Genomic DNA, 17,515 nt, shown 5'->3' with positions numbered 1-17,515 from the left:
GGGCCCGAGCACCCCGCGGGCGCCGTCCACCGGGTGTTCTCCGGCCTGTCCGCATGCCCGGAGGGCGGCCTCGGCGAATCGGATGGCGCCGCGGGCGCCGGCGGGGTCGGTGGAGAGCACGGCGCCCGGCAGGGTTCGCTGCGCACGGCGCCGCCGAGCAGCCGGGCGGGCGGCCGTGGGACGCGGGCAGCCCCTCGCGGCCGGTGAGCGCAGGCCGCCGGCTCCGGCCGGCGGGCGCCGCTGGAAAGGGGCGGGCGGCAGCCCCCATGGCGTCGGACTCGGACCGCTTTGCGAGGCCTCGCGGTTCAGGCCGGCGATCGACACGTCCCGGCGGGCGGCGGCGTGCCTGGTCCGGACGGTCCCGCTCACCGGTCCAGGAAGGCGAGCGTCCGGCTGACGAACCCGTCCGGGTCGTCCAGCCAGGGATAATGCCCGGCGCCGGGCTGGACGGCGCACTCGGCGTGCGGGAAGGCCTCGGCGGTCCGGCGGGCGACGGCGGGGCTGGGCCAGCCGTCGAGTGCGCCCGCGTACACGAGGACCGGCGCGGTCAGGGCGGTGAGGGCCTCCCGGGTAGCGTCGGGGGTGAGGGCACCCTCGGCGAAGTAGCGTTCGCCGGCCTCCTCGTTGACCTGTCGCAGCTCGGCGTCCGCGTGGGCCCGGGCGGTGTCGTCCCAGCGGCCGTGGAAGAACGGCAGGAACACGTCGTCGAAGTCCGCCTCGCCCGTGAGCCAGGCGCGGTAGGCGGGGAACGCACGCCCGAACCACGGCTCGCCCTCACGCAGCCGGGCCGCGGCCAGCCGGTCCTCGGGCACGGCCCGCAGGCCCAGGGCGGACGGGTTGGGGGTGACCAGCACCAGCCGTCGTATCCGCTGCGGGCGGCGGGCCGCGTAGAGCATGGCCAGGACGGCACCCGCCGAGTGGGCGAGCAGGTCCATGTGCTCCAGACCCATGTGGTCCCGCCATGCCTCCAGGTCCTCGACCATCCGGTCGCAGCGGTACGTCGCCAGGTCCGCGGGCACCTCCGAGTCACCGGTGCCCCGCAGGTCGAGCAGGGCCAGCCGGCGGTGCGCGGTCAGCCCGCCCAGCTCCCCGAGATACTCGGAGGCCCGCATCGGCCCGCCGGGCACCACGGCGAGCGGTTCGCCCTCCCCGCGCAGGTGGTAGGCGAGCCGGGTGCCGTCGGACGCGGTGAAGGTCGGCATGAGGCCGATCATGGTGGGGCCCTCCGCCGGGCCGCAACGCATTTCGGTCCCCGCGTGGAAATGTTTGCGCCGCCCTCTTGCCTCGGGATCCGTGACCTGCATTTACTGACCCGGAACACATCGACCGAATGATCGGTCGGTGGAGGGTGCTGCTGGTGAGGGAGACGTCGCGATGGCGGATGTGGCGGACCTGCTCGACGCGGGCGAACGGCTCGGACCCGGGGAACTGCGGGCGCTGCAACTGGAGCGGCTGCGCGCGTCGCTGCGGCACGCGTACGAGAACGTGCCGTTCTACCGTGCGTCCTTCGACAAGGCCGGCGTCCGCCCGGAGGACTGCCGCACCCTCGACGACCTCGCACACTTCCCCTTCACGACCAAGGCGGACCTGCGGGAGAACTACCCGTACGGCATGTTCGCCGTGCCCCGGGAGAAGATCCGGCGGCTGCACGCCTCCAGCGGCACCACGGGACGCCCCACGCTCGTCGGCTACACGGACAACGACCTTTCCATGTGGGCCGACATGGTGGCGCGGTCGATCAGGGCGGCCGGTGGCCGGCCCAGCGATGTCGTCCATGTGGCGTACGGATATGGGCTGTTCACCGGGGGGCTCGGCGCGCACTATGGCGCGGAGCGCCTGGGCTGTACGGTCGTCCCCGCGTCCGGCGGCATGACGGCCCGGCAGGTGCAGCTGATCCAGGACCTGGAGCCGTCCGTCATCATGGTGACCCCGTCCTACATGCTCACCCTGCTGGACGAGTTCGAACGGCAGGGCGTGGACCCGCGGTCCACCTCGCTGCGGGTGGGCGTCTTCGGGGCCGAGCCCTGGACCGAGCGGATGCGGCGGGAGATCGAGGAGCGGTTCGCGATCGACGCCGTCGACATCTACGGGCTGTCCGAGGTGATCGGCCCCGGTGTCGCCCAGGAGTGCGCGGAGACCAAGGACGGCCTGCATGTGTGGGAGGACCACTTCTACCCGGAAGTCGTGGATCCGATCACGGGTGAGGTACTGCCGGAGGGCGAGCGGGGCGAGCTGGTGTTCACCTCGCTGACCAAGGAGGCCATGCCGATCGTCCGGTACCGGACGCGGGACCTGACCCGGTTGCTGCCCGGCACGGCGCGGGCGTTCCGGCGGATGGAGAAGATCACCGGGCGCAGCGACGACATGGTGATCCTGCGCGGGGTGAATCTGTTCCCGACCCAGATCGAGGAGATCGTGCTGCGTACACCCGGTGTGGCGCCGCACTTCCAGCTGCGCCTCACCCGCGAGGGGCGCATGGACGCGCTGACCGTGCGGGCCGAGGCACGCCCCGACGCGCCGCCGGAGGTGCGGGAGGCGGCGGCCCGGGCCATCGGCGCGGCGGTCAAGGACGGCATCGGGGTGTCGGTCGGCGTGGAGATCGTGGAGCCGGAGTCACTGGAGCGCTCGGTGGGCAAGATCCGCCGGATCGTGGACCTGCGGACGCGCGACGCCGGGTAGGGTCCGGGCACCGGGTGCCCGCAGGCGGCTTCGGCCCCGGCCGTCGGTGCCGCCCCGGCCGCCCCGCGCGCTCGTATCGACGTACTCCGAAACGTCGGCCGCCGCCTATACTCCGGAGTCATGACGGACACCGCCCCCACCCCGGACCCGCACCTGGTCAACGCGCTGCGGGCGCTGTCCAACCCGATGCGCCTCCAGATGCTGGGCTGGCTGCGCGAGCCCGAGCGGCACTTCCCGATGGAGGCGGCCATCGCGGACCCGGCCGAGGTGGGTGTGTGCGTGAGCCACATACAGGCGAAGGCGGGGCTGGCCCAGTCGACCGTGTCGGCGTACATGGCGGAGCTCCAGCGTGCGGGCCTGGTCCGGGCGACCCGGGTCGGCAAGTGGACCCACTACAAGCGCGACGAGCAGCGCATCGCGGACCTTGTCGCCCAGCTGGGACGGACCCTCTAGCCGCCTTCCCCCTCACCCGCTCCCGCCACCGGTGCCGCTCACCCTTGCACTTCATATCGAATATCTGCGATATTCCGAATCGTCGAAACCCTGTCTGCGAGGGAGCACACCCATGGACCTCGGCACGTTCGGGATCTACACCTTCGACTTCGAGCACCAGCCGGCCGCGCGGATCCGGGACTCGGTCCGGGAACTGGAGGACCTGGGCTGGCGGGCGCTGTGGATTCCCGAGGCGCTCGGCCGGGACGCGTTCACCCACGCCGGTCTGCTGCTCGCCGCCACCCGGCGGCTGACCGTCGTCAACGGCATCGCCCGGATCTGGTCCCGCGAGGCCCGCTGGACGCACGGCTCCGCCCTGCTGCTGGCGGACGCCTACCCGGGCCGGCACGTACTCGGCCTGGGCTTCGGCGGCGAACCCCGGCCGGGGGTCAGGCCACTGGCCGCCATGTCCGCGTACCTGGACGAGCTGGACACCATCGAGACGCCGAACCCCCGCCCGAAGACCCCGGTCCGGCGGCTGCTGGCCGCCTACGGGCCGAAGATGCTCCAACTGGCCCGCGACCGCGCGGCCGGCGCCCACACCTACCACGTGAACACGGCCCACACCGCACAGGCACGGGAGATCCTCGGCCCGGACGCGTTCCTGGCCGTCGAGCACGCCGTGCTGTTCGAGGCCGATCCGGTCCGGGCCCGCGGCCTCGCGCGCGAACATCTGCGCGGTTATCTGCGGACGCCGTACAACCTCGCCAAGTTCCGCCGGCTGGGTTACACCGACGACGACCTCTCCGGCGGCGGCAGCGACCGCTTCGTGGACGACCTGGTGTTCTGGGGTGACCCGGACACCGTCGTGCGGAAACTGCGCGGGCACGTCGACGCGGGCGCCGACCACGTGGCCGTACAGGTGATCGGCGTGCGGCCGGGCGAGTCGGCGCTGCCGCACTGGCGGACGCTGGCGGACGCGCTGCCGCCGGGCGGGGAATCGGCCGGCCGGTGAGCGGCCGGCCCGGTCCTGGCACGCACCGGCCGGGCACCGTGCGCCCGGACCCGCACGCCGTACGCCCGGCCGGCCGCGGTGTGCCCCGGCTAGCCGCCGAAGCGGTCGCGCAGCTCGCGCTTGAGGATCTTGCCGCTCGCGTTGCGCGGCAACTCGTCCGCGAACAGCACCCGTTTGGGCGCCTTGAACGGCGCGAGCCTCGCCTTCACGTGCGCGATCAGCTCCTCCTCCGTCACCTCGCCGCGCGGGACGACGACCGCGGTGACGGCCTCGATCCACCGCTCGTCGGGCAGGCCGACCACGGCGGCCTCGGCGACCGCCTCATGGGTGTACAGGGCGTCCTCGACCTGGCGTGACGCCACCAGGACGCCACCGGAGTTGATGACGTCCTTCACCCGGTCCACGATGGTGAAGTACCCGTCGGCGTCCCGCACGGCCAGGTCCCCGGAGTGGAACCAGCCGTCGCGGAAGGCCTCGGTGGTCTCCTCGGGCTTGTCCCAGTAGCCCTCGCACAGCTGCGGTGACCGGTAGACGATCTCGCCGGGCGTGCCGGCGGGGACGTCCTTGCCGTCCTCGTCGACCACGCGGGCGTCGACGAACAGGACGGGCCGGCCACAGGAGTCCATCCGGCCCTCGTGTTCGTCGGGCGCGAGGACGGTGGCCAGCGGGCCGATCTCGCTCTGGCCGAAGCAGTTGTAGAAGCCGAGCTCCGGCAGCCGCTCGCGCAGGCGCTCCAGGACCGGCACCGGCATGACCGACGCGCCGTAGTAGGCCTTGCGCAGTCCGGACAGGTCCCGGGTCGCGAAGTCCGGGCGGCCCGCCAGGCCGATCCAGACCGTGGGCGGGGCGAACAGGCTGTCCACGCGCCCCGCTTCGATCAGGTCGAACAGCCGGTCCCCGTCGGGCGCGTCGAGGATCAGATTGGTCGCGCCCACCGCGAGGTAGGGCAGCAGGAAGACGTGCAGCTGCGCGGAGTGGTACAGCGGCAGGGAGTGCGCGGGGCGGTCGCCGGCGCTGAGGTCGAGAGCGGTGATCGCGCTCAGGTACTCGTGGACCAGGGCGCGGTGCGTCATCATCGCGCCCTTGGGCAGGGCGGTGGTCCCGGACGTGTAGAGCAGCTGCACCAGGTCCTCGGTGCGCGGCTCGGGGCCGTCGTACGGGGGTGTGCTCGCCAGGCGCACAAGGAGTGAGTCGCCGGTGTCGCGCAAGGGCAGCGTGCGGACGTCGCCGGGGAGCCGGCCGGCGATACCCGGGTCGGTGAGCACCAGGGAGCTGCCGGACTGGCGGACGAGGTACGCGAGGTCGTCGCCGGTGAGGTTGTGGTTGACCGGCACGTGCACGAGTCCGGCGCGGGCGCAGGCCAGGAAGCCGATCAGGTAGGCGTCCGAGTTGTGGCCGTAGGAGCCGACCCGGTCGCCGGGGGCGAGCCCCTGGGCGAGCAGGACGCCCGCCGCGCGGGAGACGGCCTCGTCCAGTTCCTCGTACGTCCAGGCCCGGTCGGCGTACTCGACCGCGACCCGTGCCGGGGTCCGCCGGGCGCTGCGGCGCAGCACCCCGTCGACCGTGCTGCCCTGTCCCTGCGTCATGCCTCAAGATCCTGGGTCCGGCGCCGGGGCGGGTCAAGCACCCGGACGGCACGGACGTGAACCCCTTGGGCGCCCAATCGGTCGCTCCCGTCCCGGCGTTGGAAGGCACGACGCGCGGACCGGGGACGGTGTGACGGACCGCGCCGAGCACGCCGAACGCCGGAAGCCCACGCGCCCCGTTGACACATCCCCTCCCTGACAGGAAAGTTTCACGGTGCACGGCAGGCGCCGAAAGATTCTTTCACGCGGGAGGCCGCAGGATGACCGACGACGTGGCAGGCGCGCGATCCGGCGGACCGACCCGCCGCCGGATCGTCGCGGGCACCCTGGTGGCGGGCGGCGCGCTCGCCCTCGGCGCGCTCCCGGCGGGCCCGGCCGCCGCCACACCCGCCTCCGGCCGCCACCGCACCCTGCGCCACGGCCCGCCCGAACGCGCCGGGCTGCTCCCCGCACACCTGCGGCAACTCGTCACGGACGCCGAGGCGTTCCTCAAACCCTCCCCCAAGCACCCCTGGTACGCGGGTGCCGTGCTGCTCGCCGGGCGCGGCGGCACCGTGGCGCTGCACGAGCCGATCGGCATGGCCGTGCGCTACGCCCGGTACGACGAGAAGACCGACACCGGTGTCGAACTGCCGCCCGAACAGCGGCTCCCGATGACCCGGGACACCGTCTTCGACCTGGCCTCCGTCTCCAAGCTGTTCACCTCACTCCTCGCCGTGCAGCAGATCGAACGGGGCGCGCTGGCCCTGGAGGGGACGGTCGCCTCGTACCTCCCGGAGTTCGGACGCGCCGGGAAGCAGGCGGTGACGATCCGTCAGCTGCTTACCCACACCTCGGGCTTCCGCGCGTGGCTCCCGCTGTACGACGCGCCGACGTACGAGGACAAGCTCCGGCTCATCTGGGACGAGGCACCCCTCAACCCGCCGGGCACCGCCTACCTCTACTCGGACCTGAACCTCATCTCGCTCCAGCTCGTGCTGGAGAAGATCACCGGCCGCCCGCTGGACGTGCTGCTGCGTGAGGAGATCACCGGACCGCTCGGCCTCGACAGCACCCGCTACAACCCGCCCGCGTCCTGGAAGCCGCGGATCGCGGCCACCGAGGACGCGCGCCGGCCCTGGTCCGGCCTGGACCGCGGGATGGTGTGGGGCGAGGTGCACGACGAGAACGCGTACAGCCTGGGCGGCGTGGCCGGTCACGCGGGCGTGTTCGCGAACGCGTGGGACCTCGCGGTCCTCGGCCGTACGCTGCTCGACGGCGGCCGCTACGGCCGGGCCCGCATCCTGCGGCCCGAGTCGGTGGAGCTGATGTTCACCGACTTCAACACGGCCTTCCCCGGCGACGAGCACGGCCTCGGCTTCGAGCTGTACCAGCACTGGTACATGGGGGCGATGGCCACCCCGCGCACGGCCGGGCACACCGGCTTCACCGGCACCTCGCTCGTGCTCGACCCCACGACCGACTCCTTCCTGGTCGTCCTCGGCAACTCCGTGCACCCGGTGCGCGGCTGGCGGTCCGGCTCCGCTCCCCGGGTCGCCGCCGGGAACCATCTCGCCCGCGCGGTGCCGGTCCGTCCGGCGAAAGGCCGTACGGCCTGGTTCTCGGGCATGGCGAACGCCACGGCCGCCACGCTCACCCTGCCGGCGCTGGACACCTCCTCCGGCTCGGCCCGGCTGCGCTGCGCCCTGTGGTGGGACACCGAGCCCCGTTCCGACCTGGTGGTCCTGGAGTCCACCGCGGACGGCGGCGCCACCTGGCACCCGGTTCCGTTCACGACCACTCGCCGCGACGAGGACCCCGAGGACCACCCGGCGGGCACGGTCACCGGCTGGTCGGGCCGCGTCTGGCACCGGCTGGCCGCGGACCTGCCGGCCGGCCCGCGGCTGGTCGTGCGCTGGCGGTACACCACCGACGCGCTGTACGTCGGCCGGGGCGTGTACGTCGACGCACTGCGCGTCGACGCGGGCGGGACGGTGCTGTTCGACGGGGCACGCCCGGCGGACGCGGCACGGATCGCGGCGGTGGGCTGGCAGGGCTCGGCCGACTGAGCCGGGCCCGCCGGTCAGTGCCGCTCCAGCACCGCCATCGCCGCGTTGTGCCCCGGCACGCCGCTGACCCCGCCCCCGCGCACCGCGCCCGCCCCGCACAGCAGGACGTTGGGGTGCCGGGTCTCCACACCCCAACGGCCGCCGTCCTGCTCGGCGTACGGCCAGGACAGGGCCCGGTGGAAGATGTTGCCGCCGGGCAGCCTGAGGTCCCGTTCGAGGTCGAGCGGGGTCTTCGCCTCGATGCAGGGGCGGCCGTCGGCGTCGGTGGCCAGGCAGTCGGCGAGTGGCTCGGCGAGATGGGCGTCGAGCTGGGCGAGGGTGGACGTCAGCAGTTCCTCGCGTACGGCCTCGTTGTCCCGGTCGAAGAGGCGGGCCGGGGCGTGCAGGCCGAAGAGGGTGAGGGTGTGGTAGCCGCGCTCGGCGAGGCCGGCGCCGAGGATGGTGGGGTCGGTCAGGGAGTGGCAGTAGATCTCCGAGGGCGGGGCGGCGGGCAGCTCGCCGGCGGCGGCCTGGGCGTGGGCGGTGGCCAGTTGCCGGTAGCCCTCGGCGATATGGAAGGTGCCGGCGAACGCCTCGCGCGGGTCGGCGTCGGGGTCGCGCAGCCGGGGCAGCCGGGTGAGCAGCATGTTGACCTTGAGCTGGGCGCCCTCGACGGGTTCGGGCGCCGGGCCGCCGGTGAGGGCGGCGAGTTCGTGCGGGGAGGCGTTCACCAGGACGTGCCGGGCGGCGGCGGTGCCCTCGCCGCCGGCGGTGCGGTAGACGACCTCGGCGGTCGTGCCGTCCGTGTCGATCCGCAGCGCCTCGTGCCCGGTGGCGATGCGCGCGCCGGCCGCGCGCGCCGCGGCGGCCAGCGCGTCGGACAGCGCGCCCATGCCGCCGACGGGCACGTCCCAGGCGCCGGTTCCGCCGCCGATGACGTGGTAGAGGAAGCAGCGGTTCTGGACGAGGGTGGGGTCGTGGGCGTCGGCAAAGGTGCCGATGAGCGCGTCGGTGAGGACGACGCCCCGGACCAGGTCGTCGGTGAAGGTCCGCTCGATGACGGCGCCGACCGGCTCCTCGAACAGGGCGCGCCAGGCGGCCTCGTCGTCGATGCGGCGGCGCAGTTCGCCGCGGGTGGGCAGCGGTTCGGTGAGCGTGGGGAAGACGCGCTGGGCGACGTGAGCGGTCATGCCGTAGAAGCGCTGCCAGGCCTCGTACTCGCGGTCGCCGCCGGTGAGCCGGGCGAAGGCCTCCCGGGTGCGCTGCTCGCCGCCGCCGACGAGGAGGCCGGTGGGCCGGCCCGCGCGCTCCGCCGGGGTGTACGACGAGATGGTGCGGGAGCGGACGCGGAAGTCCAGCCCGAGGTCGCGCACGATCTTCTCCGGCAGCAGGCTGACCAGGTAGGAGTAGCGCGACAGGCGGGCGTCGACCCCGGCGAACGGGCGGGTGGAGACGGTGGCGCCGCCGGTGTGGTCCAGCCGCTCCAGCACGAGCACGGAGCGGCCGGCCCGGGCCAGGTAGGCGGCGGCGACCAGGCCGTTGTGGCCTGCGCCGACGATGACGGCGTCGTACGCGCGGGTTCCCTCGTTCGCGGGCATGGTTCTTCGTAGCACGCGGTGATCCACGACGGCCAGAGGCGGGCCGGCCGGATCAGGCCCGTACCTTGTGCGGTGCCGGACGTGCCTGGGGGCCGAGCCGCGCCACGGCGCGCAGGATGTGCTTCGGCGGGAGCTGCCAGCGCAGCCGCGCGGGGATCCCGCGGAGCACGGCCCCGGTGGCGCGCAGCCGGCGGGTGACGACGGCGGGCGCGGGGGCGGGCCTGCCGTACAGCTCATGGGCGTACGGCGGCAGCGCCGCGTACGCCAGCAGGGCCACCCGCCGCCACAGCAGCTCGCGGGCCGGGACGAGGAGGGGATGGGCCGGCGGCCGGAGCAGGAAGTCGTCCACCTCGTGTGCCTCGGGTCCGGCGGCCAGTTCCGGCCGGACCGCCTCGAAGTACGCGGCCAGCTCCTCCCGGCTCGCCGGGACGGTGTGCGGGTCGAGCCCCACCAGGCGGGCGCTGACGCGGTGTTCGGCTATGTACCGGTCGGCCTGGGCGTCGGTGAGCGGGAAGCCGGAGCGGCGCAGGACGTGCAGGTAGGAGTCGATCTCCGCGCAGTGCACCCACAGCAGCAGCTCCGGCTCGTCGACGCCGTACCGCTCGCCGGTGTCCGGGTCGGTCGCGGTGAGCATGGTGTGGATCTTCCGCACCCGCGCCCCGGCCCGCTCGGCGGCCTCGCTCGTGCCGTAGGTCGTGGTCCCGACGAAGTGCGCGGTCCGCATCAGCCGCCCCCAGGCGTCCCGCCGGAAGTCGGAGTTCTGCAGGACACCGCGGACCGCGCGCGGATGCAACGCCTGGAGGTAGAGCGCGCGGACCCCGGCGACCCACATCATGGGATCGCCGTGCATCTGCCAGGTCACGGAGGCGGGGGTGAACAGTCCGGGGTCGCCGGTGCCCGCGTGTGTGCCCACGGCCACTGGACGTCACCCCCTGCCGACTGTCGACGCGTGTGTGTGCCGCGCCCGGGCGCCACACCTGACTTCCTCGGCGCAGCCTAGCCCAGGCCCTGCGGCGCGTTCGGGGCGTCGGCCCGCAGGCCGAACCGGGAGAGATCGCGAATGCCGGGTTCCGGGCGGATGCGGGGGCGAAGCCGGCCTGGGGCGGTCACCCGAGCGTTTCCAGGAAGTCCGCGCAGGCGTCGGCGCAGGCCCGGCAGGCCGCCGCGGCCGACTCCGCACCGGGGTGCTCGTCGAACGCGCGGGCGCACTCCAGGCAGACCGAGCGGCACCAGTCCACCCGGACCCGGATCGCCTCCTCGTCCTGCCGGTTCTCCTCACACAGCACGCGGCAGGTGGCGTCGCACGCCTCGGCGCACATGATGCCCAGCCGGCGCGCCCGTTCCTGGTGCTCACTCCCGTCCGGGTCGACCAGGCTCGCGCGCACGGCACAGGCCCGGGCGCACTCCGTGCACGCCTGGGCACAGGTGAAACGGTCCTCCAGGAACCGGTACAGCTGCTGCGAAGTCGGCGATGTCACACCGTGCGAGTAGCCGGGGCGGACGGCCACAAACCACTGTCCCGGGGGCTGACGCGCGGCCACCACCCGGACATCCACCGCAACCCATAGTGTCCGGATTTGCACCGTTCCGGGTGGGGTATTCCTGTTCTATGAACACCGCATCGATGCAGCTGGCCGCCCCGAGCGGCCTGATGAGCCTCTTCCTGTTCATCGTGGCCGTGGGCGTGCTCGCGCTGCTCGCCGGCGGCTTCTGGATGACCTCGCGCGTCAGGTACCGCGAGTCCCCGCGCCCCCGCCCGGAGGAACAGCCCAAGCTGCCGCCGGAGGGGCCGGTGCACGAGGTCCGGGAGAACCGGGAGTCCGCGGAGATACCCCGCATCCCCAAGGGCGAGCGCCCGCTCACCCCGTACGAGCTGACCAACATGGACACCCGGACGAACGCGTCGAAGGAGCGTCCACGCTGGAGCAAGGGTTCCAGCGGCTCGTTCGGCGGCGGCGGACTCGGCGCCCACTGATCCCGGTCCCCGATCGGCCCGAGCCGAACGGAAGACCCTCAGGAGTTCCGGGCGTCCAGGCGTCCGACGCGGGCCACGTTCTGCCGGTCCTCGGGGTCCTGGCTGGGCTCGGCCGCGAACCAGGCGTCGAGGATCTCCTTCAGCACCGGTTCCGAGGTGAGTCGCAGGCTCAGCGCCAGGACGTTGGCGTCGTTCCAGCGCCGCGCTCCGTCGGCCGTACCGGCGTCCACGCACAGCGCCGCGCGCACGCCCGGCACCTTGTTGGCCGCGATGGACGCGCCGGTACCGGTCCAGCAGCACACCACCGCCTGGTCGGCCGCGCCCTCGGCCACCTCCCGGGCGGCGGCCTCCGAGCAGACCGCCCACCGCGCGTCGGCCCCGGGCCGCAGCGCGCCGTGCTCCCGGACCTCGTGGCCACGGCGCCGCAGCTCCGCGACCAGCAGACGGGCCACGGGTTCGTCCATGTCGGAGGAGACGGAGATCCGCATACCCCGGAGCGTAGCGCGTGGCGTCCGGAACCGGCCGGACCTGCCTGGCGGCCCCGCGCAGGGGCCGTTCGGCGGGTAACGGGCAGGACGCGTGGTCAGGGTGTGGCCGTGCTGCTGTTCCGGAGACACCTCGCCGCCCTCTCCCCCGCCCCTGCCGCCCGTGTCCGATCCGTACGGCCGGCCGGCGGGCCTTCAGCTCGGCTCCAGGGGGCGCGCGGGACGCGCACCGGCGTGGACCGGGCTCACGCCGCCGGACGGGTCAGCGCCCGGTGGAGGTGTTCGAGGGCGTCCAGCAGCACCGAGCGGTGGTACCAGCTCAGCCAGGCCGCCGTGTCCGAGGCGAGCAGGGCGAACGCCTCGGCCTGCGCGGCGGTCGTCCGGTGGCCGGCGTCGGCCCAGTGCAGGGTGATCACGCCGGTGCAGGAGCCGGCGGAGGAGAGCACCGGGACGCTGTGCACGGCCCGGGTGCCGGTGGTCAGCAGCGCGCGCCGGCAGTCGTCGGACAGCTGCGTGTCCGTCGCGACGTCGGGGACGCCCACCTGGCGGCCCCGGACCCGGGCCACCGCGTCGGCCGTGCCGTCGCCCCGGCCGCGCACGAGCTGGTCCAGGAACGTCTCCGCGCAGCCGTAGTGGGTCTCCAGCGTCAGGGCGTTCACGGCCGGGTCCACGAACTGCACGTACCCGGCGGGCGCCTTCCCGATGGCCAGCGCCTCGTGCAGGACGGCGTCGATCATCTGCCGGCGGTAGCGCGGGTCCCGGCCGCCGCGGGCCAGCATCCGCAGCTGCGGCACCGGCAGCGAGCGGCGGCCCGGGAACCACACGTCGCCGTCCGGGGGCCGGGCCACCACCACGGCCGAGACGAGGACCCGCAGCGGCACGTTGAACCGCTGCGACGCCTCGCGCAGCGCCCGGAAGGCGCTGCCGGAGTCCGGCAGCCCGTAGCGGACCATGAGCGTGCCCTGCGCCATGCCGATCACCGGCGCGGTGCGCACCCGGGCGCGCAGCGCGCGGACCTCCTTGTGCAGGTCCTCGTACGAGGGCCGCAGCGGGTCCGCCATCTGCGACCGCCAGGCGGGCAGTTCCTCCACCCGGGAGGCGGCGCGGGCGAGCTCGCGCAGCGCCTCGTCCAGCGTGGCGTACAGCTGGACACCGTCGAGGCGGGCCAGGTGCACCGCCTCGCGGACCCCGGGCCGGGCGCGGACGATGATCAGGTCGGGGCGTCCGGTGCGCGCCCGGGTCGTCTCGCTGAGCGTGCGCAGCACGGCCGCGCCGCCGAGCTGGACGTGCGCCATGTCGAGAACGGGGCGCAGTCCGGCGCGGTCCGCCTGTTCCAGGTGCCCGCGCAGCTCCTCCGACCAGGCCTGGGCTCCGTCGGCGTCGAGGCTGCCCGACATGCGCAGCAGGAGGGCGCCCTCGGCGGGCAGCCCCTCGACGACGGAGGACTCGATCACGAGGGGAGCCGGTGCCGCGGGCCGGCCGGAAGAAGGTTTCATCGCATCACCCAGACGGGACGTCCCAAAGAACTCGGTCGGTGTCTTCCTGGCCTACGCACCACCGCGCACGGTAGGCCCCGGGCCGCCGGCCGCGCCATCCACCGCGCCGTACGGCTCGGCGGCGGGCCGGTCCGTCACCACCCGGGGTCGCCGGGCGCCGGGCGGGCCGGTGCGTACGCCGGCCCGCCCGCCCGCTCCCGGGCCGGTTCGCGGGCCGGGGCGCGGGAGGTCAGGGCGTCCAGGGCCGACGCCAGGGTGGCGTGCACCCGGATGCCGGGCAGGCCGGCCGAGGTCAGGGCCTCCCGGACGTGCGGTCTGGGCTGTACGACGGACAGGGCGCGGCCGGTGCGCGCGAGGGCCCCGGTGGCCCGGTCCAGGGAGCGGACCGCGTCGGCACAGGCGAGGTACGCCTCGCTCAGGTCCAGCAGGGGGTGCTCACCCGCCTGGCCGGCGTGGGCGACGTGCTCGGCGAGGGCTTCGGAGAACAGCCGGGCGTTGGAGGCGTCGACCGTGCCCCGGGTCTTCAGGACGCTGATGCCGCCGAGCCCCGGACGGTGCTCGTGCACGGTCTGCAGGAGCAGCGGAGCGGGGCCGCCGGGGCGGACGCGGGCGGGTGACGGCTGACCGTCTTCCCTGGGTGATCGGGTTTCCACGGGGATCGGGCTTCCTTGAGGGGGAGGAAGGATCAGCCGGCCGCGTCTTGACCGGGACATCACTGTGCCCGCGCCGTGCGGGGGATGCAACGACGTCCCCGCGCGTGTCGTACCGCCGCGGTCTCAGCCGACGTACCGCCGGGCGGGTGAGTCCCTGCGCGCCCGTTCCAGGGCGGCGAGGCGGCGTTCCAGGTCGGGCGGTACGGGATCGCGCTGGCGCAGCACCCACGGCAGTCCGGCGGTGGCGTGGGCGAACGCGCGGGCGGAGGCGGCGTCCCGTGGCACGGTCCGGATGAGGTGCCCGGTACGGCGCAGCGCCGGCAGCAGCGGGCGGCGCAGCCAGGTGAACCACAGCGTGTTGCGCAGTCCGAGGACCCGCCGGGCCGTGCTGTCGCGCAGCCGGGAGGCGTGGTGGTGGACGGTCAGTTCCTCGGCGTAGGCGAGCCACCAGCCCTGGCGCAGCAGGTCGCAGGCGAGCAGTTCCTCCTCGCCGCCGAGCCACAGGCCCGGGTGGAATCCGCCGCCGGCCCGGAAGGCCTCGGTGCGCAGCACGGTGGCGGCGGCGAGGAAGGAGCCGAGGGCGGGTCCGGGCAGCCAGCCGGGTCCGGACAGCGGGGACTCGCGCAGCTCGCGCACGACCGGGTCCTCGGTGCCGTCCGGTTCCACGATGATCCGTGCGGTGACGCCCGCGAGCCGCGGCCCCGCGTCCAGCAGGTCGGCGGCCCGGCGCAGACTGCCGGGGTCCCACCAGGTGTCGTCGTCGCAGAAGGCGACGTACGGCGTGCGGACCCGCTGCACGGCCAGGTTGCGGCCGATGGCGCCGAGGTTGCGGCCGGGGCGCAGCAGGGCCATCTCCGGGAACTCCCGGGCGACCGCTTCGGCGGTGCCGTCGGTGGAGGCGTTGTCGGTGACGATCACGGGCGGCCGCTCGGGCAGCCGGCGCAGGAGGGCGAGGGTGCGCAGCAGTTCGTCACGGCGGTTGTGGGTGATCAGGACGACGGTCGTGCGGTCGTCGGGGGCGATCCTGGCGGGGGCCTCGGCAGCGGTGCCGGTCATCGTCTGACGCCTCCCCGTGGGTGGTGGCGGATCGGGGGCGCGGTCGTCCGGCGCCTTCCCGTGGGGTGAGTGCGGATTGGGGGATGGCGGTCCTCCGGCGGCTTCCCGTGGGGTGAGTGCGGATTGGGGGACGGCGGTCCTCCGGCGGCTTCCCGTGGGGTGGGAGCGGATTGGGGGACGGCGGTCCCCCGGTGCCTTCCCGTGGGGGGAGCGGATCGGGGGACGGCGGTCCCCCGGCGGCTTCCCCTGGGGTGGGAGCGGATTGGGGTGGCCGCCGTCCGGTGTTTTCCGCCGGGGTGCGGCAGGTCGAGGAGGGGCGCCCGGCGCGCGGCCGGGGTGGCCCTCGTCCGGTCCGTGCCCGCAGGTCCCGGGTACGGGCGCCGGGGTTGTCCCCGGTCATGGTCCGCTGCCTTCCCCGGGGTGGCCGGGCGGTTCGCGGTCGAGCAGGCGGGCGGCGTGTTCGACGCGTGGGGGCAGGGGCCGGCGGCGGGCGAGGGCGGCCGGGAACCGGACGACGGTCTCCTTCAGGGCGCGGCGCGCTCCGGGCCGGCCGGCCGCGGCGGCCAGTACGAGACCGGTGCCGGCGCGCAGGACGACCGGCCAGGGGCGGCGCAGGCAGGTGGTCAGCACGTGGTTGCGCCGGACGAGGAAGGAGCGGCCGGAGCGGGCGTGGTCGCCGGGGTGGTGGCGCGCGCGCAGGGACGGTTCGTAGACGACACCCCAGCCCGCCGCGGCCAGGTCGTAGGCGAGCAGGGTCTCCTCGCCGCCGAAGAAGAGCAACGGGTGGTAACCCCCGGCGCCGAGGAAGGCCTCGCGGCGGACCACGCAGGCGCAGCCGAGGAACCCGAGCACCGGGCGGCCCGGCAGATCCGGTTCCAGCGGCAGCGGGGAGGCCCCGAGCACCGCGTTGAGGGGGTCCTCGGCGGCCTCGTCCCCGACCAGGGTGCGGGCGGCGAGCAGGCCGAGCCGGGGGTGTGCGTCGAGGAGGTCGGCGGCGCGGGCGAGGCTCCCCGGCTCCCACCACGAGTCGTCGTCGCTGAAGGCCACGTAGGGCGTGTCGGCGTGCCGGGCGGCCAGGTTGCGGCCGAGGGCACCGGTGTTGGCCTCGGGCCGCAGCAGCCGGGCGACGGCCGGGTGGCCGGCCACGGCACGGCGGGTGGTGTCGTCGCGGGAGTTGTCCACGACGACGACCGGTGGCCGCTCGGGGAGCGCGGCCAGCGCGTCCAGGGTGCGCACCAGGCTGGCGCTGCGGTCGCGGGTGATGACGGCGACCGTGATGCGCGGGTCGCCCGGGGTCGTGGGCCGGTGCACGCGGGCGGGTGCCTGCTCAGTGGACATGCGTCACCTCCGGTCCCGTCCGCCGCTGCCGGCCGCGCACGTCCCGCAGGAGTGTCAGACAGGCCGTGGCGACCTCACCGGCCCGGATGCGCAGCAGGCGGGCGTCGGGGGTGCGGCCGTGCGGGTCGCCGGGCGGGCCGGGCTTCCACAGGGCCAGGTGGTCCGGGCTCGGGGGTGGCCCCCACAGCCGCGGGGAGACCGGTCCGAACAGGGTGACGGAGCGGGTCCCGTGGGCCACGGCGAGGTGGGCGAGGCCGGTGTCGCCGCTGAGGACCAGGGACGCCCCGGCGACCAGCGCGGACAGCTCCTCGAACGGCAGCCCGCCGGTCAGCACGTCGCGGCCGCGCCCGCCGCCGCGTTCGGCGACCGAGCGGACCAGGGCGTCCTCGCCGGGGCCGCCCGTGAGGACCACGTGGTGGCCGGCGGCGCGCAGACACCGTACGACGGCGGCGAACCGCTCCGCCGGCCAGCGGCGGGAGCCCGAGGCCGCGCCGGGGTGCACGACGACGGCGCCCGGCGCCGGGGACGGTGTGGGGGGCCGGGGCAGCCGCAGGTCCCGGGGGTCGGCCGCGATGCCGTAGTGGTGCAGGAAGGCGCACCAGCGGTCCCGTTCGTTCGCCTGGTCCGGCCACGGCGGGCCGTCCGGGCAGGCGTGGGCGAGCAGCCGGCCCGGACGCAGGGCGGCCAGGGCGTCGCGGCTCTCGGGCCCGTTGCCGTGCAGGTCGACCGCCACGTCGGGGGGCGGGCCGGGCCAGTGGCCGAGGTCCGGCACCGCGCGGCCCGGCGCCTCGGCCGGGAACACGGCGTCGACCGCGCCGGTCCGCAGGGCGGGTTCGGTGAGCCCCGGCGGCTGGGCGAGGACGACCCGGTGGCCGGGGAAGGCCCGCCGGACGCCTCGCAGCGCGGGCACGCCGGCCAGCAGATCGCCCAGGCCCAGGGCGCGCAGGACCAGGACGGTCGGAGGATCCGGAGCGGGAATCGGGGCGGGGGTCACCGGGTGGGTCCTCCGTCGCGTGCGGAAGCCGGGGACGGACGGCGGGCCGGGCTCCGCGGGCCCGCGCCGCCCATCCGAGCGGGCGGTAGTCCTCGGCCGGCGGTGCGGGGCGTGGACGGGATGCCTCGGCGGGCGGCGCGGGACGCGGGCGGGACACCTCGGCCGGCGGCGCGGGCGACGG

At 75.0% G+C, this 17,515-nt stretch carries 16 protein-coding genes; 5 read left to right on the top strand and 11 right to left on the bottom strand.

The window, feature by feature from the left end:
- Positions 1 to 365: 365 nt before the first annotated feature.
- Positions 366 to 1,202 (bottom strand): alpha/beta fold hydrolase, encoded by an 837-nt coding sequence (locus LG395_RS24770; RefSeq protein WP_225811243.1) that lies wholly within the window; start codon positions 1,200 to 1,202, stop codon positions 366 to 368.
- A gap of 172 nt (positions 1,203 to 1,374) precedes the next feature.
- On the opposite strand from LG395_RS24770, the gene paaK reads away from it, so the two are divergent.
- The 3 genes from paaK (at position 1,375) to LG395_RS24755 (ending at position 4,126) form a co-directional block, all read left to right on the top strand.
- Positions 1,375 to 2,679, top strand: a complete 1,305-nt coding sequence (gene paaK / locus LG395_RS24765; protein ID WP_225811242.1) for a phenylacetate--CoA ligase PaaK — start codon at positions 1,375 to 1,377, stop codon at positions 2,677 to 2,679.
- Positions 2,680 to 2,799: 120 nt separating this feature from the next.
- A complete protein-coding gene (locus LG395_RS24760; RefSeq protein WP_171158924.1) occupies positions 2,800 to 3,132 on the top strand; it encodes an ArsR/SmtB family transcription factor in 333 nt (110 codons plus the stop codon).
- A 112-nt stretch (positions 3,133 to 3,244) separates the two neighbouring features.
- A complete protein-coding gene (locus tag LG395_RS24755) occupies positions 3,245 to 4,126 on the top strand; it encodes a TIGR03620 family F420-dependent LLM class oxidoreductase (protein ID WP_225811241.1) in 882 nt (293 codons plus the stop codon).
- Positions 4,127 to 4,215: 89 nt separating this feature from the next.
- On the opposite strand, the gene LG395_RS24750 is transcribed toward LG395_RS24755, so the two are convergent.
- Positions 4,216 to 5,712 (bottom strand): acyl-CoA synthetase, encoded by a 1,497-nt coding sequence (locus LG395_RS24750; RefSeq protein ID WP_225811240.1) that lies wholly within the window; start codon positions 5,710 to 5,712, stop codon positions 4,216 to 4,218.
- 260 nt (positions 5,713 to 5,972) lie between these two features.
- Here LG395_RS24750 and LG395_RS24745 point away from each other — a divergent pair, with 260 nt between their 5' ends.
- Entirely contained in the window at positions 5,973 to 7,760 is a 1,788-nt protein-coding gene (locus LG395_RS24745; protein WP_225811239.1) for a serine hydrolase domain-containing protein, read from the top strand.
- A 14-nt stretch (positions 7,761 to 7,774) separates the two neighbouring features.
- On the opposite strand, the gene LG395_RS24740 is transcribed toward LG395_RS24745, so the two are convergent.
- The 3 genes from LG395_RS24740 to LG395_RS24730 form a co-directional block, all read right to left on the bottom strand.
- Complete coding sequence (locus tag LG395_RS24740; RefSeq protein ID WP_225811238.1) at positions 7,775 to 9,337, bottom strand: phytoene desaturase family protein; 1,563 nt, start codon at positions 9,335 to 9,337, stop codon at positions 7,775 to 7,777.
- A gap of 52 nt (positions 9,338 to 9,389) precedes the next feature.
- A complete protein-coding gene (locus tag LG395_RS24735; protein WP_225811405.1) occupies positions 9,390 to 10,187 on the bottom strand; it encodes an oxygenase MpaB family protein in 798 nt (265 codons plus the stop codon).
- Positions 10,188 to 10,443: 256 nt separating this feature from the next.
- The gene (locus LG395_RS24730) at positions 10,444 to 10,815 is read right to left on the bottom strand and encodes a four-helix bundle copper-binding protein (RefSeq protein WP_171158918.1); all 372 of its coding nucleotides are present in this window, start codon (positions 10,813 to 10,815) and stop codon (positions 10,444 to 10,446) included.
- A gap of 131 nt (positions 10,816 to 10,946) precedes the next feature.
- Between LG395_RS24730 and LG395_RS24725 the strand changes: the two genes are divergently transcribed.
- Positions 10,947 to 11,312 (top strand): DUF6479 family protein, encoded by a 366-nt coding sequence (locus LG395_RS24725; protein WP_225811237.1) that lies wholly within the window; start codon positions 10,947 to 10,949, stop codon positions 11,310 to 11,312.
- A 38-nt stretch (positions 11,313 to 11,350) separates the two neighbouring features.
- Here LG395_RS24725 and LG395_RS24720 read toward each other — a convergent pair whose 3' ends face one another.
- The 6 genes from LG395_RS24720 to LG395_RS24695 all read right to left on the bottom strand — a co-directional run bounded on the left by LG395_RS24720 (position 11,351) and on the right by LG395_RS24695 (position 17,334).
- Positions 11,351 to 11,800 carry an RpiB/LacA/LacB family sugar-phosphate isomerase gene (locus tag LG395_RS24720; protein WP_171158917.1) on the bottom strand — a complete coding sequence of 150 codons (450 nt, stop codon included), beginning with the start codon at positions 11,798 to 11,800 and terminating at the stop codon, positions 11,351 to 11,353.
- A 242-nt stretch (positions 11,801 to 12,042) separates the two neighbouring features.
- Complete coding sequence (locus LG395_RS24715; RefSeq protein ID WP_225811236.1) at positions 12,043 to 13,293, bottom strand: ANTAR domain-containing protein; 1,251 nt, start codon at positions 13,291 to 13,293, stop codon at positions 12,043 to 12,045.
- A 134-nt stretch (positions 13,294 to 13,427) separates the two neighbouring features.
- Positions 13,428 to 13,946, bottom strand: a complete 519-nt coding sequence (locus LG395_RS24710; RefSeq protein WP_225811235.1) for an STAS domain-containing protein — start codon at positions 13,944 to 13,946, stop codon at positions 13,428 to 13,430.
- Between the two features lie 123 nt (positions 13,947 to 14,069).
- Positions 14,070 to 15,002: a glycosyltransferase family 2 protein gene (locus tag LG395_RS24705; RefSeq protein ID WP_225811234.1), complete on the bottom strand. Its 933-nt coding sequence runs from the start codon at positions 15,000 to 15,002 to the stop codon at positions 14,070 to 14,072.
- A 396-nt stretch (positions 15,003 to 15,398) separates the two neighbouring features.
- Complete coding sequence (locus tag LG395_RS24700) at positions 15,399 to 16,340, bottom strand: glycosyltransferase family 2 protein (RefSeq protein WP_171158914.1); 942 nt, start codon at positions 16,338 to 16,340, stop codon at positions 15,399 to 15,401.
- Positions 16,330 to 17,334, bottom strand: a complete 1,005-nt coding sequence (locus tag LG395_RS24695) for a glycosyltransferase family 9 protein (RefSeq protein WP_225811233.1) — start codon at positions 17,332 to 17,334, stop codon at positions 16,330 to 16,332. The genes LG395_RS24700 and LG395_RS24695 overlap by 11 nt, the downstream gene beginning before the upstream one ends.
- Positions 17,335 to 17,515: the final 181 nt, after the last annotated feature.

The sequence above is a fragment of the Streptomyces spinosus genome (assembly GCF_020400655.1).
Taxonomy (GTDB): domain Bacteria; phylum Actinomycetota; class Actinomycetes; order Streptomycetales; family Streptomycetaceae; genus Streptomyces; species Streptomyces argyrophylli.
This window is presented reverse-complemented; position numbering and strand designations above follow the sequence as displayed.